22 protein-coding genes and 1 pseudogene are annotated in these 26380 nt (G+C 69.6%); 12 read left to right on the forward strand and 11 right to left on the reverse strand.

Annotation, left to right across the window (positions count from 1 at the left end; genetic code table 11):
* Positions 1 to 488 precede the first annotated feature (488 nt).
* From ACZ67T_RS28565 to ACZ67T_RS28580, 4 genes are all read left to right on the forward strand, one after another.
* A complete protein-coding gene (locus ACZ67T_RS28565; protein ID WP_469988047.1) occupies positions 489 to 1940 on the forward strand; it encodes an amidase in 1452 nt (483 codons plus the stop codon).
* Between the two features lie 46 nt (positions 1941 to 1986).
* Positions 1987 to 2130 carry a hypothetical protein gene (locus ACZ67T_RS28570; RefSeq protein WP_469987862.1) on the forward strand — a complete coding sequence of 48 codons (144 nt, stop codon included), beginning with the start codon at positions 1987 to 1989 and terminating at the stop codon, positions 2128 to 2130.
* Between the two features lie 77 nt (positions 2131 to 2207).
* Positions 2208 to 3422 carry a cytochrome P450 family protein gene (locus ACZ67T_RS28575; protein WP_469987863.1) on the forward strand — a complete coding sequence of 405 codons (1215 nt, stop codon included), beginning with the start codon at positions 2208 to 2210 and terminating at the stop codon, positions 3420 to 3422.
* Between the two features lie 411 nt (positions 3423 to 3833).
* On the forward strand, positions 3834 to 4568 hold the full coding sequence (locus ACZ67T_RS28580) for an alpha/beta hydrolase (RefSeq protein ID WP_469987864.1): 735 nt from the start codon (positions 3834 to 3836) through the stop codon (positions 4566 to 4568).
* Between the two features lie 705 nt (positions 4569 to 5273).
* Here the strand turns inward: ACZ67T_RS28580 and ACZ67T_RS28585 are convergent.
* A complete protein-coding gene (locus ACZ67T_RS28585) occupies positions 5274 to 6143 on the reverse strand; it encodes an alpha/beta fold hydrolase (protein ID WP_469987865.1) in 870 nt (289 codons plus the stop codon).
* A gap of 371 nt (positions 6144 to 6514) precedes the next feature.
* Between ACZ67T_RS28585 and ACZ67T_RS28590 the strand changes: the two genes are divergently transcribed.
* Both ACZ67T_RS28590 and ACZ67T_RS28595 read left to right on the forward strand, forming a co-directional pair.
* Entirely contained in the window at positions 6515 to 7027 is a 513-nt protein-coding gene (locus tag ACZ67T_RS28590; protein ID WP_469987866.1) for a CGNR zinc finger domain-containing protein, read from the forward strand.
* 231 nt (positions 7028 to 7258) lie between these two features.
* Positions 7259 to 9019 carry an MOSC domain-containing protein gene (locus ACZ67T_RS28595; RefSeq protein WP_469987867.1) on the forward strand — a complete coding sequence of 587 codons (1761 nt, stop codon included), beginning with the start codon at positions 7259 to 7261 and terminating at the stop codon, positions 9017 to 9019.
* Between the two features lie 293 nt (positions 9020 to 9312).
* Here the strand turns inward: ACZ67T_RS28595 and ACZ67T_RS28600 are convergent, their stop codons facing one another.
* Positions 9313 to 9891 (reverse strand): TetR/AcrR family transcriptional regulator, encoded by a 579-nt coding sequence (locus ACZ67T_RS28600; RefSeq protein ID WP_469987868.1) that lies wholly within the window; start codon positions 9889 to 9891, stop codon positions 9313 to 9315.
* 92 nt (positions 9892 to 9983) lie between these two features.
* Between ACZ67T_RS28600 and ACZ67T_RS28605 the strand changes: the two genes are divergently transcribed.
* From ACZ67T_RS28605 to ACZ67T_RS28620, 4 genes are all read left to right on the forward strand, one after another.
* On the forward strand, positions 9984 to 10430 hold the full coding sequence (locus ACZ67T_RS28605; protein ID WP_469987869.1) for an anthrone oxygenase family protein: 447 nt from the start codon (positions 9984 to 9986) through the stop codon (positions 10428 to 10430).
* Positions 10431 to 10555: 125 nt separating this feature from the next.
* A complete protein-coding gene (locus ACZ67T_RS28610; protein ID WP_469987870.1) occupies positions 10556 to 12016 on the forward strand; it encodes an FG-GAP and VCBS repeat-containing protein in 1461 nt (486 codons plus the stop codon).
* A 690-nt stretch (positions 12017 to 12706) separates the two neighbouring features.
* A complete protein-coding gene (locus tag ACZ67T_RS28615; RefSeq protein ID WP_469987871.1) occupies positions 12707 to 13912 on the forward strand; it encodes a cytochrome P450 in 1206 nt (401 codons plus the stop codon).
* A gap of 430 nt (positions 13913 to 14342) precedes the next feature.
* A complete protein-coding gene (locus ACZ67T_RS28620; protein ID WP_469987872.1) occupies positions 14343 to 15401 on the forward strand; it encodes a type III polyketide synthase in 1059 nt (352 codons plus the stop codon).
* Between the two features lie 494 nt (positions 15402 to 15895).
* On the opposite strand, the gene ACZ67T_RS28625 is transcribed toward ACZ67T_RS28620, so the two are convergent.
* The 3 genes from ACZ67T_RS28625 to ACZ67T_RS28635 form a co-directional block, all read right to left on the reverse strand.
* The gene (locus ACZ67T_RS28625) at positions 15896 to 17263 is read right to left on the reverse strand and encodes an NAD(P)/FAD-dependent oxidoreductase (protein WP_469987873.1); all 1368 of its coding nucleotides are present in this window, start codon (positions 17261 to 17263) and stop codon (positions 15896 to 15898) included.
* Positions 17253 to 17462 (reverse strand): ferredoxin, encoded by a 210-nt coding sequence (locus tag ACZ67T_RS28630; RefSeq protein WP_469987874.1) that lies wholly within the window; start codon positions 17460 to 17462, stop codon positions 17253 to 17255. Before ACZ67T_RS28630 ends, ACZ67T_RS28625 begins: the two co-directional genes overlap by 11 nt.
* A gap of 341 nt (positions 17463 to 17803) precedes the next feature.
* Positions 17804 to 19696 carry an alkyl/aryl-sulfatase gene (locus ACZ67T_RS28635; protein WP_469987875.1) on the reverse strand — a complete coding sequence of 631 codons (1893 nt, stop codon included), beginning with the start codon at positions 19694 to 19696 and terminating at the stop codon, positions 17804 to 17806.
* An 87-nt stretch (positions 19697 to 19783) separates the two neighbouring features.
* Here ACZ67T_RS28635 and ACZ67T_RS28640 point away from each other — a divergent pair.
* Together ACZ67T_RS28640 and ACZ67T_RS28645 are read left to right on the forward strand one after the other, a co-directional pair.
* Positions 19784 to 19949: pseudogene (locus ACZ67T_RS28640) on the forward strand (GNAT family N-acetyltransferase); the annotation flags it as partial.
* A gap of 20 nt (positions 19950 to 19969) precedes the next feature.
* Positions 19970 to 20116, forward strand: coding sequence for a hypothetical protein (locus ACZ67T_RS28645; RefSeq protein WP_469987876.1), 147 nt, complete (start codon positions 19970 to 19972; stop codon positions 20114 to 20116).
* A 297-nt stretch (positions 20117 to 20413) separates the two neighbouring features.
* Here the strand turns inward: ACZ67T_RS28645 and ACZ67T_RS28650 are convergent, their stop codons facing one another.
* From ACZ67T_RS28650 to otnK, 6 genes are all read right to left on the reverse strand, one after another.
* Positions 20414 to 21175, reverse strand: a complete 762-nt coding sequence (locus tag ACZ67T_RS28650; RefSeq protein ID WP_469987877.1) for a FadR/GntR family transcriptional regulator — start codon at positions 21173 to 21175, stop codon at positions 20414 to 20416.
* A gap of 5 nt (positions 21176 to 21180) precedes the next feature.
* On the reverse strand, positions 21181 to 22215 hold the full coding sequence (gene denD, locus ACZ67T_RS28655; RefSeq protein ID WP_469987878.1) for a D-erythronate dehydrogenase: 1035 nt from the start codon (positions 22213 to 22215) through the stop codon (positions 21181 to 21183).
* Positions 22212 to 23006: a 2-oxo-tetronate isomerase gene (gene otnI / locus ACZ67T_RS28660; RefSeq protein ID WP_469987879.1), complete on the reverse strand. Its 795-nt coding sequence runs from the start codon at positions 23004 to 23006 to the stop codon at positions 22212 to 22214. Before otnI ends, denD begins: the two co-directional genes overlap by 4 nt.
* Positions 23007 to 23037: 31 nt before the next feature.
* Positions 23038 to 24345 (reverse strand): MFS transporter, encoded by a 1308-nt coding sequence (locus tag ACZ67T_RS28665; protein WP_469987880.1) that lies wholly within the window; start codon positions 24343 to 24345, stop codon positions 23038 to 23040.
* 61 nt (positions 24346 to 24406) lie between these two features.
* Positions 24407 to 25090 carry a class II aldolase/adducin family protein gene (locus ACZ67T_RS28670; protein ID WP_469987881.1) on the reverse strand — a complete coding sequence of 228 codons (684 nt, stop codon included), beginning with the start codon at positions 25088 to 25090 and terminating at the stop codon, positions 24407 to 24409.
* Entirely contained in the window at positions 25087 to 26379 is a 1293-nt protein-coding gene (gene otnK / locus ACZ67T_RS28675) for a 3-oxo-tetronate kinase (protein WP_469987882.1), read from the reverse strand. Before otnK ends, ACZ67T_RS28670 begins: the two co-directional genes overlap by 4 nt.
* Position 26380 lies beyond the last annotated feature (1 nt).

A 26380-nucleotide genomic window follows, 5' to 3' on the forward strand; every position in this document is an offset into this window, starting at 1 on the left:
GTCGTAGCCCTCCTCGATTTTGATTACTCCGTGTTATCACGGTGTGGGGAGGGGGTGGGCGGGGAGATGGGTGGCCTCGTCCGATATCTCTGTCGCGGCCTGCAAAGTTGCACAGGATCGACCCAGGATCGTCATGAGTGTGGATGCACTGTCCGGCGATGCGTCTTCACTTAAGGTGACGGTGCGGTTCGGTGGGGTGGCGGGGTCGGTGTGCGTGGCGAACTCGGTGAGGGTCCCTCGCAGCCCGAACTCGTAAGGAGGGGCGGTCTCCTGCAGGGGAGTGGCCGTGTGGTCCGCCCGCCTGGCCGCGCAACTGATGCGTATGCGTCGCCGGGGTCTCGCAGGTGGGGCGACGAGTGCGGCCTTGGCCTCGTATGAGGGGGCGTTCCGTATTGCGGCTCCTGAGTATTGCTGTGTATGGAGACGTCAAACCCGTTGCGTGAAACGGCATTTCGTGGCTCTTCCCAGTGGCCGATACGGTCGGATTCATGGAATGGAATTCTCAGTCAGCCGAAAAACTCGCGACTGCTTTGCGTGCCGGTGAAGTGACCTCGGCGGAACTGACCGACGAGGCGATCACCCGTATCGAGCGCGACGACAAGGCGATCAACGCGATCTGTGTGCCGGACTTCGACCGTGCACGCGCCGCCGCGCGCGATGCCGACCGGGCGCGCGCCCGCGGTGAGGACCGGCCGCTGCTCGGCATTCCGATGACGGTCAAAGAGTCGTACAACATCGCCGGACTGCCCACGACTTGGGGCATGCCGCTGCATCGGAACTACATGCCGGCCGAGGACGCGGTGCAGGTGTCGCGGCTCAAGTCCGCAGGCGCGGTGGTGCTCGGTAAGACCAATGTGCCCTTGGGGCTGCAAGATATACAGAGCTTCAACGAGATCTACGGCACCACCAATAACCCGTGGGATCACGGTCGCACATCGGGTGGATCCTCCGGCGGATCAGCGGCAGCCCTGGCGTCCGGATTCGGCGTGCTGTCCATCGGCTCCGACCTCGCGGGTTCGTTGCGCACCCCAGCGCATTTCTGCGGTGTCTATGCACACAAGCCGACACTCGGGCTGGCGGCGACCCGGGGTATGGTCCCGCCGCACGTGCCGGCCCTGCCGGCCGATCTCGACCTCGCCGTCGTCGGCCCGATGGCACGCACTGCGCGCGACCTCACGCTCCTGCTCGACGTCATGGCCGGACCGGACCCACTGACGCTCGGTGTGGCGCACGACGTGGCGCTGCCGCCCGCGCGCCATGAACGGCTCGGCGACTTCCGGGTCCTGGTCCTCGACACACATCCGCTCATTCCGAGCGGATCCGCCGTGCGGGCGGGCGTGAACCGGGTGGCCGACGCGCTTGTCGACGGCGGCGCCCGCGTCGAGCGGCACAGTCCGCTGCTGCCTGATCTGACCGAAGCCGCGGCGCTCTACACGCAGTTGCTGTTCTCGAGTTCCGTTGCACGTTTTCCCGTCGAGTCGTACGAGCAGTTGCGGACGCGCGCCGCCGGACTGAGCGCGGACGACCAGAGTCTCGATGCGGCGCGGCTGCGCGGCATGGCGTCCAGCCACCACGACTGGATCGAGGCGAACAACCGTCGTGAGCTCCACCGCCACGGCTGGAGGCAGCTCTTCGCCGAGTTCGACGCCGTGGTGTGTCCCATCACGCCCACTCCCGCGTTTCCGCACGACCACCACCCCGATCCAAGGGAACGCCGGATCGACATCGACGGCGTCGAGTACCCGTACTTCGACCAGCTCGTCTGGGCCGGTCTGCCCACCATGCCCGGTCTGCCCGCGACCGCCGTACCGGCGGGCCGGTCTCCCGAGGGTCTGCCGGTGGGAGCGCAGCTCATCGGTCCGATGTATGAGGACCGCACCCCGCTGCGACTGGCCGAGCTGCTCGAGCAGCACATCGGCGGCTTCCAGGCGCCGGCATAGGGGTCGCATCGAGGACCTGTCCGTCGACGGTCCGCCGGAATTTCGCGTGCGGCGCCCAAGAGGGTCGCGGCGGCTCGCCCACCCGCGCGTCATCGTGCAGACCGTGATCGAAGCAGCCCTCGACCAGCTGTGGGACGTGCGCATCTCGCATTCCAAGATGCCTGTCCGCCCCGGGCCCTTCCACCGCTGACCCGTGGCGTTGCAGGCTACGTTCCGAGCCCAGCGTGTCTCCGGGCTCGCCGTCACTTCATCCCGTGGAGGGACCGCATGACTGTGACCGTCCTGGACACCACCGGTACTCAGCTGTACGAGCAGGCCGCCCACTTACGCGCGGCCGGCCCGGCAACGCGCGTCGAGATGCCCGCCGGCCTGATCGCCTGGTCGGTCACCCGCGGAGAAGTGGTGACCAAGCTGCTGGCCGACCCCCGCGTCTCCAAGGACGCCCGCAAGAGCTGGCCCGGCTACCGGCCCTTCGCCGTACCGTGGCTTGCCGCCTGGGTCGACGTGATCAGCATGTTCACCACCGACGGTGACGACCATCAGCGGTTGAAGAACCTCGTCGGCAAGGCTTTCACGGCCCGCCGGATCGAGGCCATGGGGCCGGCCGTCGAGGCCATCGTCACCCGGCTGCTGGACCGGATGGAGACGTACGGCCCCGGGGCCCGGCTCGACCTGCGCTCCGCGTTCTCCTATCCGGTTCCGACCAGCGTGATATGCGACCTGTTCGGTGTCCCCGAGGAACAGCGACCGCAGATGCTCAAGGTCATCGACTCGGTCCTGGACTCCAGCGCCGACGACGACCGGGCCACCGAGATCCGCGACGCGATGTACGAGGCGATGCAAACCCTCATCGCCTACAAGCGCGACCAGCCCGGGGAGGACATGACGAGCGTGCTCCTGGACTCCCAGCGGGCAGGCGACGATCTGCTCACCGGGGACGAACTGGTCAGCACCCTCATCCTCATGATCGGAGCCGGGAGCGAGACCGCGGTCTCGCTGATCAACCACGCAGTCGTCGAACTGACCCAGCACCCCGACCAGCTCGCCGCGGTCCTCGCGGACCCGAGTCGCTGGGACGACGTCGTCGAGGAGACACTGCGCAAGCACCCGCCGATCATGCACCTTCCACTGCGCTACGCGACCGACGACATCGACCTCGGAGGGAGCCTGACCATCAGGAAAGGCGACCTCATCCTGATCGGCTTCGGTGCCCACGGCCGCGACCCCGAAGTGAATCCCGACCCCGACCGGTTCAACATCGACCGCGAAGACCGCCGACACCTGGCCTTCGGATACGGGATCCACTTCTGCGTGGGCGCCGCCCTGGCCCGTCTCGAAGCCCGCGTAGCCCTGCCCGCCCTGTTCCACCGCTTCCCGCGACTGCAACTGACCACCCAGCCCGCCGAACTCCAGCCGCAGTCCTCCTTCATAGGCAACGACTACCGTTCCGTGCCGGTCAAGCTCACGCCCGACGGGGCCTGACACGCAGGACAAGCACCCTCTGAGAACCGGCTCGGATGGTGAAGCACTCCCGACGCCATCCGAGCCGATTCCATGCACGCGGGCTCCGTCCGAGCAAGAGCACGGCAGGCCTCCGCTTCCTACGTCCTGGCCTGCCACACCGTCACCACACAGGCCCGATGCCCTTGACTTGCACGGCCTTGGCCTCAAGGCGAGTGGCTCCGGGCTCCGTGGGATCGGGTCACAGAGCCTCCGCAAAAACCCGTTGGCCGGACTCTGGCGACCACTGCTAATCTCCGGGAGGCCGTGCGAGAGAGCGAGGAGGTGGTACCCGTGAACGCAGTGACGACATGGGTGCTCCCCTCCGGGGTCACGGTCGGGCGATAGGTCGCCCGGGAGCGCCGTTCAAGAGCCCTCCCGAAAGGCACCACCGTGCAATTCACTTCTGAACAGCACCTCGACGACGGCGTCCTCGAGCGCGAATTCATCCTCGGCGAGATCCCCGGTATCCTGTGGACACCCGCGTCCGCATCCGCACCGGTCCCGCTGATCCTGCTCGGCCACCCCGCGCTCGGGCTGCGCAAGATGTACCCCCGGCTGGTGGCCAGGGCCCGGCACGCCGCAGCGGACGGCTTCGCGACGGCCACCATCGAGCTCCCCGGAAGCGGCGATCGGCCCAGCTGGCCTGCCCTCGACCGGGCCCGCGCCGACCTGCGCCGGGCGATGCAGGCCGGCGAGCCGGTCAGCGACGAGATTGTCGACTCCCTCATCCTCCCGCTCGTGGACAGGGCGGTCCCGGAATGGCAGGCCGCTCTGGACGCCCTCCTGTCGCTGCCCGAGATCGGCGGTCCGGTCGGGTACTCGGGAGGAGTGATCTCCATCGGCGTCAGGCTTGCGGTGGTCGAGCCGCGCATCGTGGCCGCCGGTCTGTTCGCCGGAAGTTTCGTTCCTCGCGCCATGTTCGAGGAGGCCCGGCAGGTCACCATTCCGCTGCACGTCCTGCTGCAGTGGGACGACGAAGGGAACGACCGGCAGGCGGCCCTGGACCTGTTTGACGCCTTCGGCTCCAAGGAGAAGTCCCTGCACGCCAACATGGGCGGGCACACCGGCGTCCCGCAGTTCGCGGGGGACACCGCGGCCCAGTTCTTCGCCCGGCACCTGAAGTGAGGCCGCGCCGTCCGGCGGTCAGCAGAGGGTAGGCGGTGTCGGCCAGTGTGCCGTCATCGAGGACAGGCGCCGGCCCGCCTCGTCGAGGGCAGTGGCCGGCACCCCCCGATCACGACGGCACCGGCCTCGGCGGTACCGGCCGGTCAGGGCGGCGCTCGGCCATCGGCGCCGCCATCAACTGGGACATGCCGTGAGGCACCGCCTCACCCCGTCGCCGTCACGGCCTGACCCAGGGCCCGGGCCGGCCCCGGTGACCAGCCAGCTCGTTCTCACGCAGTAGCTGGCCGCGGGCCGGGATCCAGGACATGGCCACGTTCCTGAGACAGGAACGTGGCCATCGCCATGAGGCGGCCTGAAGACCCACAGGCCACAGCCTCGGTACATGAAACGAACGCTGAGATCCCATCACCCAGCCCACGAACACGAGCCGCTCCTACCACGGGGATTGGCGGCGGGGCATGCACCGGCATGGGGAAGCGCTTCCTCCCCGGGCGAACGCGTAGGAGGAGGTGTCGGCGCACGGGAACGGCTTGCCGGCCCGGCCCTGGCGTCTTTCCGCGTGCGGTCCCAGGTTTCCGCGTGCCATCCCAGGTTTGGGAATGCCGAGATGAACTGAGGACGGTGCTCGTCGGGGGAGGGGGCAATGGCCTTTGACCTCGTCGATGTCCCGGCGCCGTCGGCACAGCCGCCCCGACACCCTGCGCATCAGGTGAGGACGCGGGCCAGGAAGTCGCGGATGTGCTCGGTGATGGTCCCGAGGTGGCTCTCCAGGGCGAAGTGCCCGGACTCGAGCAGGTGGATCTCCGCGTCGGGCAGGTCCTTGGCGAACGCCTCCGCCCCGGCGGGGCCGAAGATCTCGTCGTTCGCGCCCCAGACCGCCAGCAGCGGGACCTGGGAGTCGCGGAAGTACCCATGGACCTGCGGGTAGAGGTCCACGTTGGTGGGGTAGTCGCGGAAGAGCTGAAGCTGGATCTCGTCGTTGCCGGGGCGGTCCAGCAGTGCCTGGTCGTGGACCCAGTTGTCGGGGCTGATCAGGCTGGGGTCGGCAACTCCGTTCACGTACTGCCAGCGGGTGATCTCGGGGGTCAGGGCGCCGCGCATGGGGGCTTCGGTGTGCGGTCCCGGGGCCTGGGCGTAGGCGAATACGCCGTCCCAGAAGGGCTTGACGAAGCCCTCTTCGTAGGCGTTGCCGTTCTGGGTGATGATCGCGGTGATGCGGTCCGGGGACTGGAGGGCGAGCCGCCAGCCGATGGGAGCGCCGTAGTCCTGCACGTACATCGCGAACCGGTCGATGCCCAACTGCTGGAGCAGGCCGGAGGTGACCTCGGTCAGGGAGTCGAAGGTGTACGGGAAGTCCTGCCGGTCGGGCATCGCGGACTGGCCGAACCCGATGTGGTCGGGGGCGATCACGTGGTAGCGGTCGGCGAGTGCCGGGATCAGGTGACGGAACATGTGCGAGCTGGTCGGGAAGCCGTGCAGGAGCACGACGGCGGGCGCCTGAGGGTTGCCGGCCTCCCGGTAGAAGACCTCAAGGCCGTTGACGGTGGCGGTGCGGTGGTGGACTGCGGAGACCATGTCTCTAACCTCTCTACTTTGGTTCACTGGTTACATATAGAGTCGAGCATCTGAGGCCTAACCTGTCAAGATGAATTCAGGGGTTAGATTGAGTTGGGGTCGGGGTGCGGCCGCGCAGGGGCGGCGGGGCGTCAGCCTGTCCCAAGCCTCCGCCCGTCAATGGGCATCAGCCAGCGCACCGCCCACCTCAAGCCCGCTCAGGGGGTCGGTGTCCGCCCGCGTCGGCTCGGCTCTGTGGGCTGTCGTGGCCGACCGGCTCGAGGTGTCCGGGCCGGCCTGCTACTCGGGGGAGCGGCGGTCCGGCGGCCTGCACGGTGAGCGTGCGCGCGTATAACCTGCCAGGTGAACCAATTCGGTTAGGAGGTGCGAGGGTGACCGGCCGAGAGCAGCAAGACGTACTGCTGGAGCTCCTCAACGGCACGCCGGTGGTCAATGGCGTCGTCCAGGACCAGCTGGCAGATCCGGAAGAGGCCAGAACCTGGCAGCAGGCCCACGGCGGCACCGGCAGCGAGGACGAGCTGCGTAGCCTCGTGCAGGCACGCGATGCCCTTCAGGACGTGGTGCGCGGCAGCCGGCCCGCCACGTCACTGGCCCCGCTCCTGAAAGGCGTCATCTCCCGCCCTCACCTGTCGGCTGAAGGAGTGTCGTGGGACCTGGACGCCCCCGCGGAGCGTCGGATGGCGGTGGAAACGGTCATGGCGTGGAGCGTGGTGCAGCAGGCCATGCCCGGACGGCTTCGACCGTGTGCCAACCCGGAATGCCGGCGGTTCCTCATCGACCGCAGCAAGACCAACAAGGCCCGCTGGTGCTCGATGGCCGTCTGCGGTAACCGTATGAAGGCTCGGCGCCACTACCAGCGCACCCGCGACGCCACAGCCGAGTAACACCTCCGGCAGGCGTTCGGCGCCGGTGAACAGACCCGGTCAGCGATCCTCCCGGACGGCAGTGCCGGGAAGGCTATTGGTCCCTCCGTTCGCCGGATCTCAGCGAATGCACCAGGATTCGTGATCACGGAATCGCGGCGGCTTCGGCGCGAGAACCAGGCTCGGCCCTGACGCGCAGATCACAGCGCCATGACGGGCTGCCCGAGCCGGCCACCCCGCAGGAGGTCCGCAATGGCGACGCTGCTGTCAGTCAACACAGGTATGCCCAAGGATGTGTCCTGGCAGGGCAGGACGGTCCGTACGGGTGCTTGGAAGGCACCTGTCCAAGGCCCCCGCATGGTCCGGCGGCTGAACGTCGAGGGAGACGGTCAAGGAGACCTGGCCGGGCACGGCGGCGAAATCCGAGCCGTCCTCGTCTATCAGCTGCAGTCCTACCAGTACTGGCAGAAGCACCTCGGCCGCGACGACCTGAACTTCGGCATCTTCGGGGAGAACTTCACTGTCGACGGTCTGCTCGACGACGAGGTGTGCATCGGCGACCGGTACCGTATCGGCGAAGCCGAATTCGAAGTCACCCAGCCCCGCGTCACCTGCTATCGCGTCGGCATGCGTCTGGGCGAACCCGCCATGGCCTCCCTCCTGGTCGCCCACCACCGCCCCGGCTTCTACCTGCGCGTGATCAACGAAGGGCGCGTCCAGGCCGACGATGAAATCACCCTGACCCGCAAGGGCCCCGAAGAACTCAGCGTCGCCGAAACCGACGCACTGCTCTACCTCCCCGACCGCGACCCCGCCAAGCTGCGCAAAGCACTGAACATCCCCGCACTCAGCCCCGGCTGGCAGCAGTCCTTCCGTGAACTCGCCGCCGCCCAGCAGCCCCAGCAGGAACCGGGATGGCCGGGCGAACGCGCCGGCACCCGGCAACCCAGAGATGAGCCGGGATGGCCCGGATTCAAGGCCATGCGTGTCGCCCGCGTCGTTCCCGAGACGCCCACCATCTCGTCGCTCTACCTCACCAGCACCGACGGCACCCCCCTGCCCGAGGCGCGCCCGGGCCAGTATCTCTCCATCCGTCTCGCCGTCGCCGAAGGCGCCCCCGCGGTGCGCAGCTACTCCCTGTCCTGCGCGCCCACCGGCGGCACCTACCGCATCAGCGTCAAGCGCGAGCCCCACGGGAAAGTCAGCAGCTACATCCATGCCACGCTCCACCCCGGCGACCTCGTGGACATCGCCGGCCCTCGCGGCACCTTCGTCCTGGAGGCAGGCACCCGCCCGATCGTCCTCCTCTCGGCAGGGATCGGTGCAACTCCCGTGCTCGCCATGCTCCATCAGCTCGCCGCCACACGAGACCCGCGCCCCGTCTGGTGGATCCACGCCGCGCGCGACCGCACCCACCACGCCTTCGGGGAAGAGGCCGAGGCGCTCCTGGCCCAACTCCCCAACGCCCACGAGCACATCTACTACACAGCCGAAATCCCGCATCCCGACGAGCCCCACATCAGCCGGGGCCGCCCGACCGCCGAATCACTCAGCGCCACGGGCATCCCGACGGACGCTGACGCCTACCTCTGCGGACCACTCGCCTTCATGGACGACCTCAGCGGCTTCCTGCGCGATCACGGTCTGCGCCCCGAGCAGATCCATACGGAACAGTTCAGCGCTCTCCCCGCCATCAACCCCGGCGTCACACCCACCGCCGCGATCCGGCCGCACCAACCACCCGGCCCCCCGGGCACCGGCCCCCTCATCACCTTCGCCCGCAGCGGCATCACCGCACCATGGTCATCCGCTCACGCATCCCTCCTCGACTTCGCCGAAGCCTGCGACGTCCCCACCCGCTGGTCCTGCCGCACCGGGGTCTGCCACACGTGCATCACTCACCTCGTTGCAGGCGACATCACCTACACCACCCCACCCCTCGAACTCCCCGAGCCCAGCACGATCCTCGTCTGTTGCAGCCAACCGACGAGTGAAGTCGTCCTCGACCTCTGAGCGGCGGTCAACGGCCCGTCACCGGAGAATGCGGAAACCACACATGTGCCAAGGCAAGAGCACCGCCGGGGGACAGCTCCGCCACTGGCGCAGAGAGGTGACGTCTGGTCCGGCGCCCTCACCTTTGGCCTGGGGGTGTCTCTCCGGCCGCGGCTGCCGAAGCGGGTGCCCCGTCAGAGGCGCGGGGAGCGACGATCTGCGGCTCTGCCGCGTGAGCGCGACTGACCAGAAGTGATGCCGTAGGCCGGCAACAGGGACGGAAGACACCGGTTGCCCGCCCGTCGGACGGTGTGTCAGATCATGGGCAGCCGGTCCACGAGCAGTTCCACCCTCGGCGCGGCGTCCTCCGGCAGTAGCCGTCCGGCCCGGGTGAGGGTTGCGATCCCGTGCAGGGCTGCCCAGAACACCTCGGTGAACAGTCCGGGGTGGACGCCGTCACCGGCGACGTCGCCGAGGGTCTCCATCAGTGCGGCGAAGGCGTCCTTGAGCGGCTGCGGGGTGTCTTCTTGTGCGTATGCCAGTCCGCCGTCGAGCTGGAACAGGGCGTCGTAGACGGCCGGGTTGCGTTCGGCGAAGTCGAGGTAGGCGCGGGCGAGGGCGGTGACCCGCTCGCGCGGGTCGCGTGCGGCCGAGGTGGCGGCCCGCAGGGCGACGGCCATCTCGGTGGCGCCCTGCAGGGCGACGGCGCCGATGATCTCGCGTTTGCCGCGGAAGTGGCTGTAGAGGACGGGCTGGCTGTATTCGATGCGCTCGGCGAGGCGGCGGGTGGTGACCGCGTCCCAGCCCTGCTGCTCGGCGAGTTCGCGGGCCGTGGCCACGATGAGGCGCTCGCGGCTCGCTCGTTCGCGCTCCTTGCGTTCCTGTACCGACATGATTCGGATCCTAGCACCGCTAGACAATCGAGCGGCAGTAGGGCTAGCGTTGCCTCATCATCTAGCAATGCTAGATCCAAAGAGGGGTCGTCATGCTCAATGCACTCGAGGTCGTCACCACCGTGGTCGTCGGCGTGATGGTGGGGGTGGAGTTCTCCGTCGCCTTCGTCATCAACCGGATCCTCGACGCGCTCCCCGAGGACAGTGGCCAACTCGGCCGCGCCCACGGGGGCCGGATGCTCGGCGCCGTGATGCCGCTCTGGTACATCGGCTCGCTCGTCCTCGTCGCGGTCTGGGCCATCGCCGGATGGCACCACCAGGGCGCCGGCCTCATTGTCACCGCGGGCGCGCTGCTGATCCTCAGCGTGATCATGTCGATCCTGCTGCTCGTCCCGATCAACAACCGGGGCAAGACGTGGACCCCCGAGAACCGGCCCGCCGACTGGAAAGAGCAGATGCACCGCTGGGACCGCTGGCACTACGTCCGCGTCGCCGTCATCATCGTCGCCTTCGCCCTGCTGGTCGCCGCCCTCACCTGAGCCCGCGAGCCGAGACCGCACGCCGGACCCGCACCTGAGTCCGAACCAGCACAACCCTGGGGGCCGTTCGGATGTCCCACAGGTGAACTCCACACCTCGGACACCTCGGACCTCTTGGAGCCCACGTGCGCACACGGATACGGAAGTACGCCACAGCAGCCACCATCGTCGCTGCGGCTGCCGCCGGGCTGCCCTTCCCGGCCTCGGCCTCTGTTCCCACGCGGACCGATGGCGACTTCAACGGGGACGGGTACGCGGACCTCGCCGTGGGCGTGCCCGACGGCACGGTCGGCGGCAAGGCGAGAGCCGGCTACGTCAACATCGTCTGGGGCGGCCCGAAGGGAATCGGCGCCCACGGCAGCATCCGCATCAGCCAGGCCACCCCCGAGGTACCGGGGACACCGGAGACCGGCGACCGCTTCGGGGGATCCGTGGCTCTGGTGGACCTGAACGGCGACGGCAGCGCGGAGCTCCTCGTCGGCGCCCCGGGCGAGGACATCACCGGCCGCGGCAAGGACGTGGGCATGGTCATCGCGGTGGGCGGCGGCAAGGGCGGCCACGGCCCGGGGTCCGTCGTCCTCGACGGACCCTCGGCGTCGGCTGCGTACGGCAAATCGGTCGCTGCAGCCGATCTGACCGGCGACGGCAACAAGGAGATCGTGATCGGCGGCACGGACAAGGTCGTCGCTCGTGTCGCCCAGGGCGAAGACAGCATGGTCACCACTGTCGTCGCCGCACCCATGGGAGGCCATGCCCCCATCCTCGCCACGGGTGACTTCACCGAGGACGGCACGGCGGATCTCGCGATCGGGTACTGGACGAAGACGCCCTTCACCCAGTCCCACGTTCGCCTGTGGTCCTGGGACGCGACCGAGCAGGCCATGGCCAACACCTGGAACACCGACAACGCCGGAGTCTCCGCCCTCGCCGTGGGCGACTTCGACGGCGACGGCCACGACGACCTGGCCCTCGGCGAGTGCCGTGAGATCGCCGACGAGAACATCGACGACCCGTGCGGCCCCGAGGAACTGGCCAAGGGCGGCGGCATCCACGTCCACTACGGCAACGCAACGCCCGGCAGCTTCGGGTTCCGCCGGCAGACCCTGAACCAGGACACGGTGGGCGTGGCGGGCATCGCGGAGGACGGTGACCACTTCGGTGCCGCCCTTGCCGTCGCCGACATCGACCACGACGGCCGCGACGACCTGATCGCCGGTGCCCCCGGCGAGGCGATCGGTACCCGCTCGGGCGCGGGCGCCGCGACCCTCCTGTTCGGCAGCCCGACCGGCCTCGTCGACGCGTCGGGCGAGGGTCACTCCGTCGGGTTCCAGCAGGACACCCCGCGCGTGCCGGGTGTCGCTGAAGCCGCCGACGCGTTCGGTGCCGCCGTCGCCACCGGCGACTACGACCACGACGGGAGGGCGGACATGGCGGTCGGCTCTCCGGGCGAGAACGCCGCCTCGGGCGGGGTGTGGCTGCTGCCCCGGGCGAGCGTCAACGGCTCGTCCGCGTTCACGCCCGCCGAGCTGGGCCTGCCCTCCCCGTCGAGCGCGCTCGCGTACGGCAGGTACCTCAGCGGCCAGTGACGTCCACCGGACCCGTCCGGATGCCGGTCGGTCGCCGTCGGTGGTGCCGGTCGCGATTCACTGTCGACCAGTCAGTGATGTGTGGTCCGAGGCGGGTTCTTCCATGCCGTTCCAGAGGGCGACAGAAGGGGCGGCGTGATGGCGGGGTGTGGGCTGTCGGGAGGGGTCAGTCCGTGGCGACCAGCATTCCGCCCTCCCCGACTCGCCAGCTGATGCTCACCGCCCCGTCGGCGATGTCGCGGACGTCCGGCGTCATGAAGCCGTCGCCGTCGTCCCGCGCCGTCATGGCCGGCAGCCGCAGGGTGTGGAGCAGGCGCCCGGTGCCCGCGTCGGGGATGAGCAGGTCCGCGCGGATCCGGCGACCGGCGTCCCTGGCGGTGAGGGAAGGCTGGCGTACGACAGACCCCGCCCGTGATCACCCTGATCCGGTGTCTGTGGGATCTTCACCTTCCGTGCAGGAACGAGACAAGAGCTGCAGCGTGGGTCCCTCGGATCCCCACTCGGTTCCCCGGGAGTTGTCTCCAAGTGTCACGCCCGCATCAGATCTGCCGTGAGTGGCGTGGGTGAACTGTCGTGTGCGTGCGGGCGTATCCGGGTGCGTGCGGGTGTATCCGGGTGTGGCCGGCCGGTGGGTGGGGAACGGCTGTCGGGTCCAGAGCAGCAGTAGATGCCACTCACCTGGAGGTCCGCATGACCCTCGGTTCCGACGCTCGGGAATGTCCCTTCGACTTTGCCGAGGCCCTCGAGTTCGATCCGGTGCTCAGACAACTCATGAACGAGGGACCTGTCTCCCGGATCCGGCTGCCCTACGGCGAGGGCACGGCATGGCTCGTCACCGGTTATGACGACGTCCGGACGGTGACCACCGACCGGCGTTTCAGCCGTCATGCTGTCGCCGGCCGTGACTTCCCGCGCATGACACCCGAGCCGATCGTGCAGTCCGAGGCGATCAATCTCATGGACCCCCCGGCCGGCAGCCGCCTGCGCAGCCTTGTGTCGAAGGGCTTCGCCCCGGCGCACATCGAACGCATGAGGCTGCGTACTCAGAAGGTCGTCGACGAGCTGCTCGACCAGATGGCGGGGCACGGTACACCCGCCGACATCATGGAGCACCTTGCCGGACCGCTGCCTCTGATCACGATCTGTGAGGTTCTGGAGATCCCCGAGGCGGACCACGCACAGCTGCGCGCCCACGCCCGGACGATGATGGATGTCGGGGCCGGAAACCGGGACGCCGCGGTTCGGGCGAAGGCCGAGTTGCGCGCCTACTTCGCGACGCTGACCGCGCAGCGCCGCAGGAATCCCGGTGACGACCTGATCAGCGTGCTGGCGACGGCCCGCGACGGCGACGAGATCCTCAATGATGAGGAGTTGGCCGTCATGGCCATGGTCCTGCTGATCACAGGGCAGGATACGACGACGTACGAGATCGGCAACCTGACCTACCTGTTGCTCACCAGGCCCGATCTGCTTGCGACCATCCGTGAGCGCCCCGAGTCGCTGCCCGGGGCGATCAACGAACTGCTCCGCTTCATCCCCTTCCGCAAGGGGGTCGGTATCCCCCGGGTGGCCATGGAAGACGTGGTCCTGAGCGGGGTGACGATTCAGGCGGGCGACATCGTGCACGTCTCCTACCTGACCGCAAACCGGGATGCACGCAAGTTCGACCGCCCCGACGAGGTGGACCTGGAACGTTCCGGCCCGCCTCACATGACCTTCGGCTGGGGCGCCCATCACTGCCTGGGCGCACCGCTCGCCGCCGCGGAGATCGAAATCGCCCTCGGAACGCTCTTCGAGCGCTTCCCTCGCCTCGCGCTGGCAAAGCCCGCCGAAGAACTGCAATGGAACGCGACATCGATCTGGCGCTATCCACTCGCGTTGCCCGTCACCTGGTGACAGGCAGGCACGCGGCCTAAGGACCGAGCGGGGACACCTCTCGCGCGCAACACTGCGCGCCCCGCTCGGCGCCACCGCGAGCATGAGCGGCACCCGGGGGCGGTGACCCCACGCGGTCGTCCGAAGCCGACGAGGACGGCGGCTTCGCCCTGCTCACGCCGACGGCGGGGAGCAGCGGTCCGACGTGCGGCGGTGATCCATCTGGCGTAATTTGGAATGCGCTGGCCAACTCCAGCGGCGGCGATTCCGTCAGGCCTTGCCGCCCGGCCGGGACGCATTTCGGGACGGTCCGGTCGACCGTGTTCCCCTCAGGTATTCCACGTGCGCGCCGTCTTCGAGCGCCCAGGGCCGTAGGGGCTCCCTTCCGAGCGCTGATTCTCAGCCCCGGCCCCGGCCGCGCCCGGGGCCACGACTGCAAGGAGTCACTCCCATGGCAGTTCTGTGCAAGCCGGCAATCGCGATACCCGAACACGTCATCACCAATGAGGAAACCCTCGAACTCGCGCGGAGGCTGCACCACGACCATCCGCAACTCGACCTGGCGCTGAGCCTGATCGAGAACACCGGGGTACAGAAGCGGCATCTGATCCAGCCCATCGATGTGGTCCTCCAGCATCCGGGCCTGGATGCGCGCAGCACCATCTATGAGAGGGAGTCCAAGGCCCGCGTCCCGAACGTGGTTCAGCGTGCACTGGACCAGGCTCAACTCGAGCCCCCGGACATCGACTTGATTATCTACGTGTCCTGCACCGGGTTCATGATGCCCTCGCTGACCGCGTGGCTCATCAACACCATGGGCTTCAAATCGCAGACACGACAGCTGCCCATCGCCCAACTCGGTTGCGCTGCAGGTGGAGCGGCCGTGAACAGGGCACACGACTTCTGCACGGCATACCCCGACGCCAACGTCCTGATCGTGGCCTGCGAGTTCTGCTCACTGTGCTATCAGCCGGGTGACATCGGTGTGGGTTCGCTGCTCTCCAACGGCCTGTTCGGTGACGGCATAGCCGCCGTCGTCGTGCGGGGCAGCGGCGGCACCGGAATGCGCCTGGAGCGCAATGGCTCGTACCTCATACCCCACACCGAAGACTGGATCTCCTACGCGGTCCGCTCGACCGGTTTCCACTTCCAGCTCGACAAGCGGGTGCCGAAGACGATGGAGCCCCTCAGCCCCGCGTTGCGCGCGCTGGCGGAAGAACACCAATGGAACGTCGGCAAACTGGACTTCTACATCGTGCACGCCGGCGGGCCACGCATCCTGGACGACCTGAGCCGCTGCCTCGACATACCGTCCGAAGCGTTTCGCTTCAGTCGGGCCACACTCACCGAGTACGGAAACATCGCCAGCGCAGTCGTGCTCGACGCCCTCGACCGCATGTTTGAGGAGCAGTCGGCTCTCGAGGGCCATAAAGGCCTGATAGCCGGGTTCGGTCCCGGCATCACCGCCGAGATCGCCCTGGGCACCTGGGCAACGGACAGTTCCAGTTAGGTCTTTGCTGCCTGTCCCCTCGATCGAGGGGCACATGGAGGCGCTGGACCCGCCGGGCACCTGGTCGGCCGCCTGCCGACGGGGTGCCCCGCGGCCGTCCTTGGACACCGAGAAGGTCGGCTGCCTCTCCTGTTACGTATTCCGCCGCGTAGCCCCCGTCCCCAGCGCGCCGGTGACATGGGCGGCGATGCGGTTCACATCGCCCCGCTCGGCGGGGGCAAGGGGGCATGGGGGCACCGGACCACCCGGGTCGCCGCCGCCGTGCCGAGCAGGCGTGTGGGGCGGATCGAGAGGGAGTGGGCGTCCGCGAGGCCATCCAGCGTGAGCGCGGCGGCGAAACGGACCCCGGCCAGGATGAGTGCCAGACCGTTACTGGCGTCCGCTCCCCGGCGTCCTCCTGGAGATGCCCTTGCAGTGTGAGGGAGGAGGGCGCCGCGTCCACGGGGCTTCACAATCACAAGTGGACGGGCAGGTGGCGGGGGACGGGCAGCGCGTCAGCGCATGGGGTGCACCACGGTGAGCCGGCGGTCGGGGAGGTATCCGGTGAGCGCCACGGTGGGGCCGTGGGAGAGCCCGGAAGGATCCGGCACATCGGAGGGGATCGGCACGTCGGCCGCGAGCGGGCGGTCCGCCGCGCCGGGTGGGGGCGGGAACGGCGCGGCCGTCTCGATCAGGTGCCTGTAGTAGTCCAGTGACTTGGCCATGTCGACGGTGACCGCGGCGGTGACCCGCCCCTGGTAGCCGTAGACCATTGCCAGGCGGCGCGCCTCCAGAGTGCCCTGGGCGATGACCACGTGGTCGGAGTAGGTGGGCACGCCCACCGATTTGATGTTGAGCCCGAACTGGGTCGACCAGAACGTCGGGATGGCCAGGTGCGGGCGCCGCAACGGCCCCGGATTGACCATGTTGTGGGCCGCCACCTCGGCCTGCTCGACCGCGTTGCCCCAGTGCTCGAGGGAGAGCATCTGGTAGCCGAACAGCGGGTGCGGGAAGCGGGAGACGTCACCGGCCGCGAAGACGTCGTCGGTGACGATCCCGTACATGTTGAAGGCGCGGCAGCCGGCGTCGCAGGCGATCCCGCGCGGGCCCGCCGCCAGCCCGGAGTCCGCCAGCCACTCGACGTTGCGGATCGCGCCCAGCGCCACGACGCAGACATCGGCTTCGACGCGGCTGCCGTCGGACAGGTCGGCACCGGTGAAGGTGCCGTTCCCGTGCAGGGCGGTGACCGTCACCCCGGTGCGCAGGTCGACGCCGTTATTGCGCTGCATGGCGGCCGCGAGTTTCCCGAGGGTGCCGCCGAGCGCGCCCACCAGGGGCGCGGGGCCGCGTTCGGCGACCGTGACCTCCAGCCCCAGTTCCCGGCAGGCGGAGGCGATCTCCGAGCCGGTGAAGCCGGCGCCGATCACCAGCACCCGCTCCGGCCCGGCGGCCAGCCGCTCGGCCAGCCCTGCGCCGTCCTCGCGGGTGCGCAGGGTGAATACGCCGTCCAGGGAGCCCTCCTCCTGGTTGGGCCAGGGCCGCGCACGGGTCCCGGTGGCGATCAGCAGCCGGTCGTACGGCAGCGGTTCGCCGTCGTCCAGCAGCACCTGTTTCGCGAGAGGGTCCACGCCGGTGGCGCGTACGCCCAGCCTCCACTCGGCGTCCGGGTCCCGGCGCATCGGCAGCCCGGTGGTGTCTGCTGTCGTCCCCCTGAGCAGCACCTGCTTGGACAGGGGTGGCCGGTCATAGGGCGGGTGGGGTTCGTCCCCGACCACGGTCAGCGAGCCGGTGAAACCTTCCTCGCGCAGCGCCTCCGCGGCTCTGAGCCCGGCCAGCGAGGCTCCGACGATGACGATGCGGCCGTCCTTGAGGTCACCGGGCACCGCCGCTCACCTCTTCCCCGAGGAGGATCGCCTGCACCGGGCACGCCGCCGCGGCCTGGCGCACGTACTCGACCTGGTCGTCGGGGACGGCCGCGGCGTACAGCAGCCCCTCCTCGCCGTGCAGCTCGAATACCTCCGGCGCGAGAAAGACGCACTGCGCGTAGCCCTGGCAGCGCGTGAGGTCCACAACGGTCTGCATCCCCACCACTTCCTCGGTTGACTCACCCGTCCTTCCAGCATGGGGCCAGATCTGGGGGCCCGCACGCCAGCCTTCCCGGGGGCGGAAATCGGCCCGTGGAGGCACGCTCGCAGCGCTGCCCGCTGCGCCGATCAGCGAGACTGATGTCAGGCGGGGTGGGGCGGCCGGAGTCGGGGGCCTCGTCCGGCGATGACGCGCTCGTGGCGGGCCGGCTGTCGGTCATGGGTGTGCTCCCCGTGGCGCTCGGGCATGCGCGTCGCCACCGCGTCGCGCCGCACGGCTTACGGGTGGCCAGGGGGTGCGACGGCGACGCGAGGGGACGCATGTCCTGCGGCCGTTCGTCAGGGTGTGACGATCGGGAAGTCCTGGTCGCCGGGGTCGAGTACGGCGGTGAGCCGGTGGAGCGCCGACTCGTCGCCCTCGACCCTGACGCCCGCCCGGTCGAGGCCCTCCGGGGTCAGCCCGGTGACGGCCAGTTCGGACAACGCGTGGACCGTGCCGCTGAGGGTGACGTCGGCGGCCGTCTTCTGGGGCGCGATGGTGTAGCTGAGCACCCCGTTGCGCAGACGGAGGCGGTAGCGCTCGTCGACGTCGGTGAGGTGGACGTCGAAGGTGAGCCTCTCCTCCCACGCCTTGGGGCCGTCGATCTGGATGGCGATGGCGTCGAAGAGCATGGTGGGGGTGAGGTGCGCGACGATGTCGGCCGACGCCGTGACCGTGGGTGTGCCGAACTGGCCCTCGCGCAGTTCGGTGGTCCCGGAGAGGTAGAAGTTTCGCCAGGTGCCGTTCTCCGCGCCGTAGCCGAGCTGTTCGAAGGTGTCGGCGAGCAGTGCGCGGGCCGCGGCGTGGTCGGGCTCGGCGAAGACGACGTGGCTGAGCACCTCGGCCGCCCACCGGTAGTCGCCCGCCTCGAACGAGCCGCGGGCCTTGTCGACCACCGCGTCGGCGCCGCCCATGAACTCGACGTAGCGCTTGCCCGCCTCGACCGGCGGATGCTGCCACAGGTGCGCCGGGTTCCCGTCGAACCAGCCCATGTAGCGCTGGTAGATGGCCTTGAGGTTGTGACTGACCGAACCGTAGTAGCCATGGGTGTGCCAGGCGTTCTCCAGCGAGGGCGGCAGCTGCAGATGCTCGGCGATCTCGATGCCGGTCCAGCCCTTGTTGATCAGGCGCAGCGACTGGTCGTGGAGGTAGCCGTACAGGTCGCACTGGCTCTCCAGGAACGCCACGACGCGTTCCTGCCCCCAGGTCGGCCAGTGGTGGGAGGCGAACGCGACGTCGGTCGTCTCACCGAACAGGTCGACCGTCTCGGTCAGCGCGTGCGACCAGGCATGCGGGTCGCGGACCACGGCGCCCCGCAGGGTCAGCAGGTTGTGCAGGGTGTGGGTGGCGTCCTCGGCGGTGCACAGCGCCCTGAAGTCGGGGAAGTGGATGAGCAGTTCGGCGGGCGCCTCGGTGTTGGGGGCCATCTGGAAGACCATGCGGACCCCGTCGACGGTCTCCCCCTGCCCCGTCGTGGTGATGATCAGGGTCGGCGGGATCAGGGTGACGCTGCCGGTCGACGTCGTCTGGCCCAGCCCGGCACCGACCGCCCCCTGCGGGCCGCGATCGAGCGCCGCACCGTACATGTACGCGGCACGGCGGCCCATGGCGGTGCCCGCGTACACGTTCTCGGCGACGGCGTGTTCGGTGAAGTCCTGCGGTGCGATGACGGGAACGCGTCCGGCGTCGACGTCCTCCTGGGTGGTGACACCCTTGACGCCGCCGAAGTGGTCGACGTGCGAGTGCGTGTAGATGACGCCGGTGACCGGGCGTTCACCGCGGTGCTCGCGGTACAGGGCAAGCGCCGCGGCGGCGGTCTCCGTGGAGATCAGCGGGTCGATCACGATCACGCCGGTGGTGCCCTCGACGAACGTGATGTTCGACAGGTCGAGGCCGCGCACCTGGTAGATGCCGTCGATCACCTCGAACAGGCCCTGCTCCGCGACCAGTTGGGACTGGCGCCACAGGCTCGGGTTCACGGTGTCGGGAGAGTCGCCCTTGAGGAAGGTGTACGTGTCGTTGTCCCATACCACCTGCCCGCTGTCGGCGTGGACGGCATTGGGCACCCGGCGGGCGATCAGACCACGCGCCGCATCCTCGAAGTCCTGGAGGTCGGAGAACGGAAGGCGGCCACGGAGCTCTGCCTGCTGCTGGGCGATGAACGGCTGCGCGGCTTTCGGCAAGGAAGTCATTCGATAACATTCGCACCGATATGGGGCATATCTGCTCTACGACGCTCGCATTCGCCGTAAACAGAGGCCGGACCGCCGGCATGCCACGCTGCGGAACTCGGCCACCGGGTCGCGCAGCACGTCGCCGGACGCGGCGTGGCGACCGCGACCGTCCGGGAGCTGTGGGCCGGCGGCGGCCCAGCACGGGCTGCGCACACTGCGGGCGGCCACGGCCCGCCAGAACGCAGCGTCCCAGAAGGTGCTGACCAAAGCGATCATGCCGATCGCGCGGCGATGGGCAGCTGTCAAGAGCGGTACGGCGTCCTCGCCGAAGGTCCCATGGACGGCTGGCAGGACCAGCCTGAGGCAGGCGAGAAGTCCGCGGAGGAGTTCGAGCGGCTGTGGGCTGAAGCGCGGCGGGCCCTCGGCGATTCGGCCTGACCTGGCGGGTCGGCGTTCGCGGAAGGCTTCGTCACGGAGCATCGCGAAGAGGGCGTCGGCCTGACGTCGTGCGAGGCAGAGCAGGGCCTGGGCGCGGTGCTTGCGCTGGGCGGGCTTCCTGGCGCAGGGGTACGCGATGCCGGCTCACCCAGGGCGGCGAACGCGGATGGGGAGAGCGCCCGCTTGAGCTGCTCGTTTCCCAGACGGGACGGCTGTTCGCCGCGGAGCGATGAGCCCGGGATCCGGGTCGCCTGGGCACGAAGTGGGCGACGTCAATGGGATGGGCCCCTTTGGGAATTACGGAGCCGCGTCGAGCTCCACGCCCAGGTCCTGCGCCGCGTTCCAGAACTCGGGGCCCGCCTTCTGGAGCCGGGCCGCCGCGTGCTTGAGGTGGCGACGGGCGGCGGTGCGGGCCGCTTTGGCGTTGCCCTGCTCGATGGCGGCCAGGATGGCGTGGTGCTCCTCGCGGACCGCGTCGAAGAAGTCGCCCCGGCGGGCCTCGTTGGCGCGGGTGACGCGGATGCCGCTGCGGGAGACCTCGCCGAGGTAGCGGACGGTGGAGACCAGGACCGGGTTGCCGGTCGACTCCGCGATGGAGCGGTGGAAGGCCAGGTCCTCGTCGGCGCCGTCGCCGCCGGCCGCGACCGCCGCGTCGATCGCGTCGAGGGCCTGTCGCATCCGGGCGTGGTCGGCGGCGGTGGCGCGGGTGGCGGCGAGCTCGGCCGCCTCGCCCTCCATGGCGCGGCGGACCTCGACGATCTGCAGCACCTTGGCCTTGGTGTCGGTGGTGCTGGTGGTGTCGGCTTCGAGGTCGAGCGGCCGGGTGCGCCGGGGCAGGACGAAGACGCCCCGCCCCTGGCGCGGTTCGACCAGGCCAGCGTTGGCCAGCCGGGACACGGCCTCGCGGATCACGGTGCGGCTGACGCCGAGCTGCTTGACGAGCTCCACCTCGGTCGGCAGCTTGTCGCCCGTGGTCAGCCGCCCCGACTCGATCTCGTCCGCGAGCATCGCGGCGACGCGGTCCGCGAGCCGGACGGGCCCGTCCACCTTGGTAAACATGGTCGTCAGTCTATCGGCGTGGGCTCGGTCGCAGCGGCGGTGACGGCCTGCGCGTGGTCGGCGATGTACTGGTGGACCACCGCCGCGAAGTCCGCGTCGGGCTCAAGGCCGAGCCCGGCGGCTCGGGTGTTGTCGAAGGCCGCCGGCCAGGAGCCGACGATGGCCTCGACGGCCGGGTCCGGCGCGACCTTCACCAGGTCGGCGACGGCGTTCCCGGCGACCTGACGCAGCGTGTCCAGGATCTCGGCGACCGTGACCGTGAGGGCCGGGAGGTTGACCGGGAGGCCGCCGGACAGCTGCCCGGGGCCCTCGCCGCGCTCGGCCTGGGCCACGCGCAGAATGCCCTCGACCGTGCGGCGGGGGGAAGCGAGGGCGACCCGCAGGTCCGGGCTGACCGGGCAGGTCGCCTCGAGGCCGGCCAGCGGCTCGCGGACGATGCCGGACAGGAATCCGGAGGCCGCCGCGTTCGGCTTGCCGGGGCGCACCGAGACCGTCATCAGGCGGGTGACGCGGCCGTCGAGGAATCCGCGGCGGGTGTACTCGGCTATCAGCTGCTCGCAGATCCGCTTCTGGACGCCGTAGCTGGACTGCGGCGTGGGCAGCGTCGACTCGCTGACGACCTGCGGCAGCGCCAGCGCGGCGTCCGAGCCGTAGATGGCGACGCTGCTCGCGAAGACCACCCGTACCTTCGGAAGACCTGCGGCCGCCTGGGCGCGCGCCGCCTGAAGGAGGGCACGGGTCGTGTCCAGGTTGGCGCCCATGCCGAGGTCGAAGTCGACCTCGCACTCGGCGGAGACCGCGGCGGCGAGGTGGATGACCACGTCCACGGGCTGCGCGAACAGGTCGCCGAGGCGCTCGGTCAGGTCGCCCTGGACCACGTCCACGAGCGGGTCGGCGGCCAGCGGCGACTCCTGCGGTACGAAGAGGTCGGCGAGCACGAGGCGGGTGATGGGGGCGCCGTCGAACGTGCGCTGCTCCAGCAGGGCCTCGGCCACCTGGCGGCCCAGGAAGCCGAAGCCACCCGTGATGACGATCCTCATGCGTTGTCTCCTTGGAACGTGTGTCGCCAGCCGAGACCCTCGCTCGTGCCGGCTTTGGGGAAGTACTCGCAGCCGATCCAGCCGTCGAAGCCCAACTCATCGACCACGGACATGAGATGACGGAGGTTCAGCTCTCCGGCATCGGGCTCGTGACGGTCGGGCACGCCCGCGATCTGAAGGTGGGCGACACGACCGGTGGGCAGGTCGCGGCGGAGTGTGGCGGTGAGGTCGCCCTCGACGATCTGGCAGTGGTACAGGTCGAGCTGGACCTTCAGGTTGGGGGCCGCCACCTCCTGGACGACAGCGTGGGCGTCGGCCTGCCGGCTGAGGAAGTAGCCCGGCATGTCGCGGCCGTTGATCGGCTCGATCAGGATGTCGACGCCCGCCGCCGCGGCCTGCTCGGCGGCGTACGCGAGGTTCGACAGGTAGGTCGCGCGGTACGGCGCCGGGTCGGCGCCCTGCGGGACCAGGCCCGCCATCATGTGCACGCGCGGGCAGTCGAGCGCGGCGGCGTACTCCAAGGCCCGCTCGACGCCGTCGCGCACCTCCGCCTCGCGCCCGGGCAGCGCCGCGATCCCGCGCTCACCCGCGTCCCAGTCCCCGGGCGGCGCGTTGAAGAGCACCTGTCGCAGGCCGTGCACGTCGAGACGGCGGCGCAGCTCGGTCGCCTCGTACGCGTACGGGAAGAGGTACTCGACGGCCTCGAAGCCGTCCGCAGCGGCCGCGGCGAAGCGGTCGGGGAAGTCGTGCTCGGGATACAGGGTGGACAGGTTCGCGGCGAACCTCGGCATGGTGACTCCGTAAGGGGTGAGGCAGGCTCGGTCAGCGGTTGACGACGCTCTTCTTGGTGGCGAGGACGGCCGCGGCGCCGATGACCAGGCCCAGCGCCAGGACGTACATGGGGATCGCCGTCGAGTCGGTGGCGTCCTTGAGCGAGCCGATCATGTACGGGCTGACGAAGCCGGCCAGGTTGCCCACCGAGTTGATGACGGCGAGCCCGGCGGCGGCCGCGGTGCCGCTGAGGAAGGCGGTCGGCAGCGACCAGAACAGCGGCGCGCAGGTCAGCACGCCCGCGGCGGCGATCGACAGAGCGACCAGGGACAGGGCGGTCGACCCGGTCCAGCTCGCGGCCAGCGAGAAGCCGACCGCGCCCATCAGGCTGGGGATGACCAGGTGCCAGCGGCGCTCGCGCCGCTTGTCGGCGGAGCGGCCGAAGAGGTTCATCGCGACGAGCGCGGCCAGGTACGGCACGGCGCTCAGCGCGCCGATCGCGAAGCCGCCCTTGATGCCGGTGGACTCGACGAAGGTCGGCATCCAGAACGTGAGCGCGTACTGGCCCATCACGAAGAAGAAGTAGATGAGGCACATCAGCCACACCTTGGGGTCGCGGAACGCGTCCCACGTCTTGCCGTGCTCGCCGTGGTGCTCGGTGTCCTTCGCGAGTGCCCGCTCGATCACGGTCTTCTCGTCGTCGCTCAGCCACTTCGCGTCGCGCACACCGTTGTCCAGGTAGAACAGCGTCATCACGCCGATCGCGATGGCGGGCAGCGCCTCGATGAGGAACAGCCACTGCCAGCCGTTCCAGCCGCCGGTGCCCTCGAAGACGTCCATGATCCAGCCCGAGAGCGGGTTGCCGAAGATGCCCGCCACGGGGATGGCCGACATGAACAGCGCGATCACCCGGGCCCGCCGCGCGGACGGGAACCAGTACGTGCAGTAGAGGATCACACCCGGGTAGAACCCCGCCTCGGCGGCGCCGAGCAGGAACCGGAGCACGTAGAACGTCGCCTCGTTGTTGACGAAGACGAACAGCGCCGAGACCACGCCCCAGCTGACCATGATCCGGGCGATCCAGGTGCGGGCGCCCACCTTTTGCAGCATCAGGTTCGAGGGGACTTCGAACAGGAAGTAGCCGATGAAGAAGAGGCCGGCGCCGAGGCCGTACGCCGCCTCGCTGAAGCCGAGGTCCTCGGACATCTGCAGCTTGGCGAAGCCGACGTTGACCCGGTCCAGGTACGAGACGACGTAGCAGAGAATCAGGAAGGGGACGACGCGCCGGATGACCTTGCGGAACACGGCGTTCTCGCGGGTCAGTTCGGGGCTCTCGGCCGTGGGGACGGTCGTAGGCATGAGGGGCACTTCCTTGTGCGGCTCAGAGGTTTTCGAGCGGATGGGGGACGGGAGCGGGGTTCTACCAGGAGGCGCCGAAGGCGGTCCTGAGTTCGGCGATGGCGTCGTCGGGGAGCGGCTGCGGCCTGCGGTCGGTCGTCAGCCAGAGGCGTGCGGTCTCCTCCAGCTCCTCCAGTACGGCCAGTGCGGACGCGGCGTCCGGGCCCCAGACGACGGGGCCGAGCCGGTCGAGGAGCACGGCCCGGATCGGAGTGCCGTTCGCCGCACGGGAGTTGATGCGGTCCGTCACCAGGTCGGCGACGCGCGGGTCGCCGGGACGGTGGTACGGGACCAGCGGGACGTGGCCCACCTTCATCACGTAGTACGGGGTGAGGGGCGGGAGCACGTCGTCCTGCTGCCACACGCCGGCCAGCGTCAGTGCGACCAGGTGTGTGGAGTGGGTGTGGATGACGAACCGGGCCGTGGGATCGGCCGCGTAGATGCGCCGGTGCAGCGTGAGCGTCTTGCTGGCCCGGTCGCCCGCGATCTGCTCACCGGCGGCGTCGACCTGCGCGAGCCGGTCGGCGTCGAGGAAGCCGAGGGCCGCATCGGTCGGCGTGATCAGGTGGCCGTCGTCGAGCTTCGCGCTGATGTTGCCGGCGCTGGCGTGGACGTAGCCGCGGTCGAACAGGCTGGTGCCGACACGGACGATCTCGGCGCGCGCGGCAGCCGCCGTGAGGTCCTGGGTCTTGAGGCCCTGAGTCACTCGGACTCCTCGTTCAGGAGGGCGAAGGCTGCGGTGAAGAAGTCCGGGCCGCCGAAGTTGCCCGACTTGAGCGTGATGTGGAGGGTGCCGCCGCCGGGCAGCGGCGCCGCGCACCACGGCACACCCGGGTCGATCTGCCCGCCGATGCGCAGGCTCGTGAGGCCGAGCGCCTGCACGACGGCGCCGGAGGTCTCGCCGCCCGCGACCACGAGTTGCCGTACGCCGCGCTCGATGAGTCCCTGAGCGACACGGGCGAGCGTCTGCTCGACCAGCTCACCCGCCTCGGCGGCGCCGAGCTGACCCTGGACGGAGCGGACCGCGTCCGGCGACTCGGTCGAGTAGACGAGCACGGGCCCGTCGGCGAGGTGCTTGTCGGCGAAGGCGAGCGCCTCGGCGGCGACGTCCTCGCCGGCGGCGATCCGAAGGGGGTCGACGCTGAACGCGGGGCGGCCGGTGCTGAGGAACTCCCGCACCTGGCCGTTCGTGGCGGCGGACACCGAACCGGCGACGACGGCCTGCCGGCCGGAGGCGGGCGGCAGCTGGGCGGCGGCCGGGGACGGTTCGAACCCCCAGTTCGCGGGCAGCCCGATCGCCAAGCCTGAACCGGCGGTCACCAGCGGCAGCTCCTTGACCGCCGCGCCGAGCCGCAGGAGATCGTCATTGGCCACGGCGTCGACGATCGCGGCGCCGACCCCGTCCGCCCGCAGTTGCGTGATCCGGGCCCGGACCGCGTCAGCGCCTTCCGCCACCACCTCGTGGTCGATGAGGCCGACCGGCCGCGCCGTCTGTGCGTCGAGCACGGACACGAGGTTGGAGTCGGTCATCGGCGTGAGCGGGTGGTGGCGCATGCCGGACTCGCCGAGCAGGACGTCGCCGACGAAGAGGTGGCCCTTGAAGACGGTGCGCCCGTTGTCGGGGAACGCGGGCGTCGCGACGGTGAAGTCGGTGCCGAGGGCGTCCATCAGGGCCTCGGTGACCTGGCCGATGTTGCCGGCCGGCGTCGAGTCGAAGGTGGAGCAGTACTTGAAGTAGATCTGCTCGGCGCCCGCGGCGCGCAGCCACTCCAGGGCTCGAAGAGAGGCCTCGACGGCCTCGGCCGCGGGGACCGTACGCGACTTGAGGGCGATGACCACCGCGTCCGCGTCGAGCATGCGATCAGTCGTGGGGGCAGGGCCTTCGGCCGGTACGTCGATCAGCTGGAGCACGCGCATGCCGGCGCGCACCAGGTTGTTGGCCAGGTCGGTGGCGCCGGTGAAGTCGTCGGCGATGCACCCGAGGCGGACGCTCACG

The sequence above is a fragment of the Streptomyces sp. NPDC107517 genome, assembly GCF_055582645.1.

Excerpts from the sequence above, each read along its gene's own strand:
- ACZ67T_RS28615 (WP_469987871.1), top strand. The coding sequence starts at position 12,707 with ATGACCCTCGGTTCCGACGCTCGGGAATGTCCCTTCGACTTTGCCGAG.
- ACZ67T_RS28650 (WP_469987877.1), bottom strand. The coding sequence starts at position 21,175 with ATGTTTACCAAGGTGGACGGGCCCGTCCGGCTCGCGGACCGCGTCGCC.
- ACZ67T_RS28595 (WP_469987867.1), top strand. The coding sequence starts at position 7,259 with ATGGCGACGCTGCTGTCAGTCAACACAGGTATGCCCAAGGATGTGTCC.
- ACZ67T_RS28605 (WP_469987869.1), top strand. The coding sequence starts at position 9,984 with ATGCTCAATGCACTCGAGGTCGTCACCACCGTGGTCGTCGGCGTGATG.
- otnI (WP_469987879.1), bottom strand. The coding sequence starts at position 23,006 with ATGCCGAGGTTCGCCGCGAACCTGTCCACCCTGTATCCCGAGCACGAC.
- ACZ67T_RS28565 (WP_469988047.1), top strand. The coding sequence starts at position 489 with ATGGAATGGAATTCTCAGTCAGCCGAAAAACTCGCGACTGCTTTGCGT.
- ACZ67T_RS28630 (WP_469987874.1), bottom strand. The coding sequence starts at position 17,462 with ATGCAGACCGTTGTGGACCTCACGCGCTGCCAGGGCTACGCGCAGTGC.
- ACZ67T_RS28635 (WP_469987875.1), bottom strand. The coding sequence starts at position 19,696 with ATGACTTCCTTGCCGAAAGCCGCGCAGCCGTTCATCGCCCAGCAGCAG.
- ACZ67T_RS28575 (WP_469987863.1), top strand. The coding sequence starts at position 2,208 with ATGACTGTGACCGTCCTGGACACCACCGGTACTCAGCTGTACGAGCAG.
- ACZ67T_RS28665 (WP_469987880.1), bottom strand. The coding sequence starts at position 24,345 with ATGCCTACGACCGTCCCCACGGCCGAGAGCCCCGAACTGACCCGCGAG.
- denD (WP_469987878.1), bottom strand. The coding sequence starts at position 22,215 with ATGAGGATCGTCATCACGGGTGGCTTCGGCTTCCTGGGCCGCCAGGTG.
- ACZ67T_RS28600 (WP_469987868.1), bottom strand. The coding sequence starts at position 9,891 with ATGTCGGTACAGGAACGCAAGGAGCGCGAACGAGCGAGCCGCGAGCGC.
- ACZ67T_RS28620 (WP_469987872.1), top strand. The coding sequence starts at position 14,343 with ATGGCAGTTCTGTGCAAGCCGGCAATCGCGATACCCGAACACGTCATC.
- ACZ67T_RS28585 (WP_469987865.1), bottom strand. The coding sequence starts at position 6,143 with ATGGTCTCCGCAGTCCACCACCGCACCGCCACCGTCAACGGCCTTGAG.
- ACZ67T_RS28645 (WP_469987876.1), top strand. The coding sequence starts at position 19,970 with ATGGGCAGCTGTCAAGAGCGGTACGGCGTCCTCGCCGAAGGTCCCATG.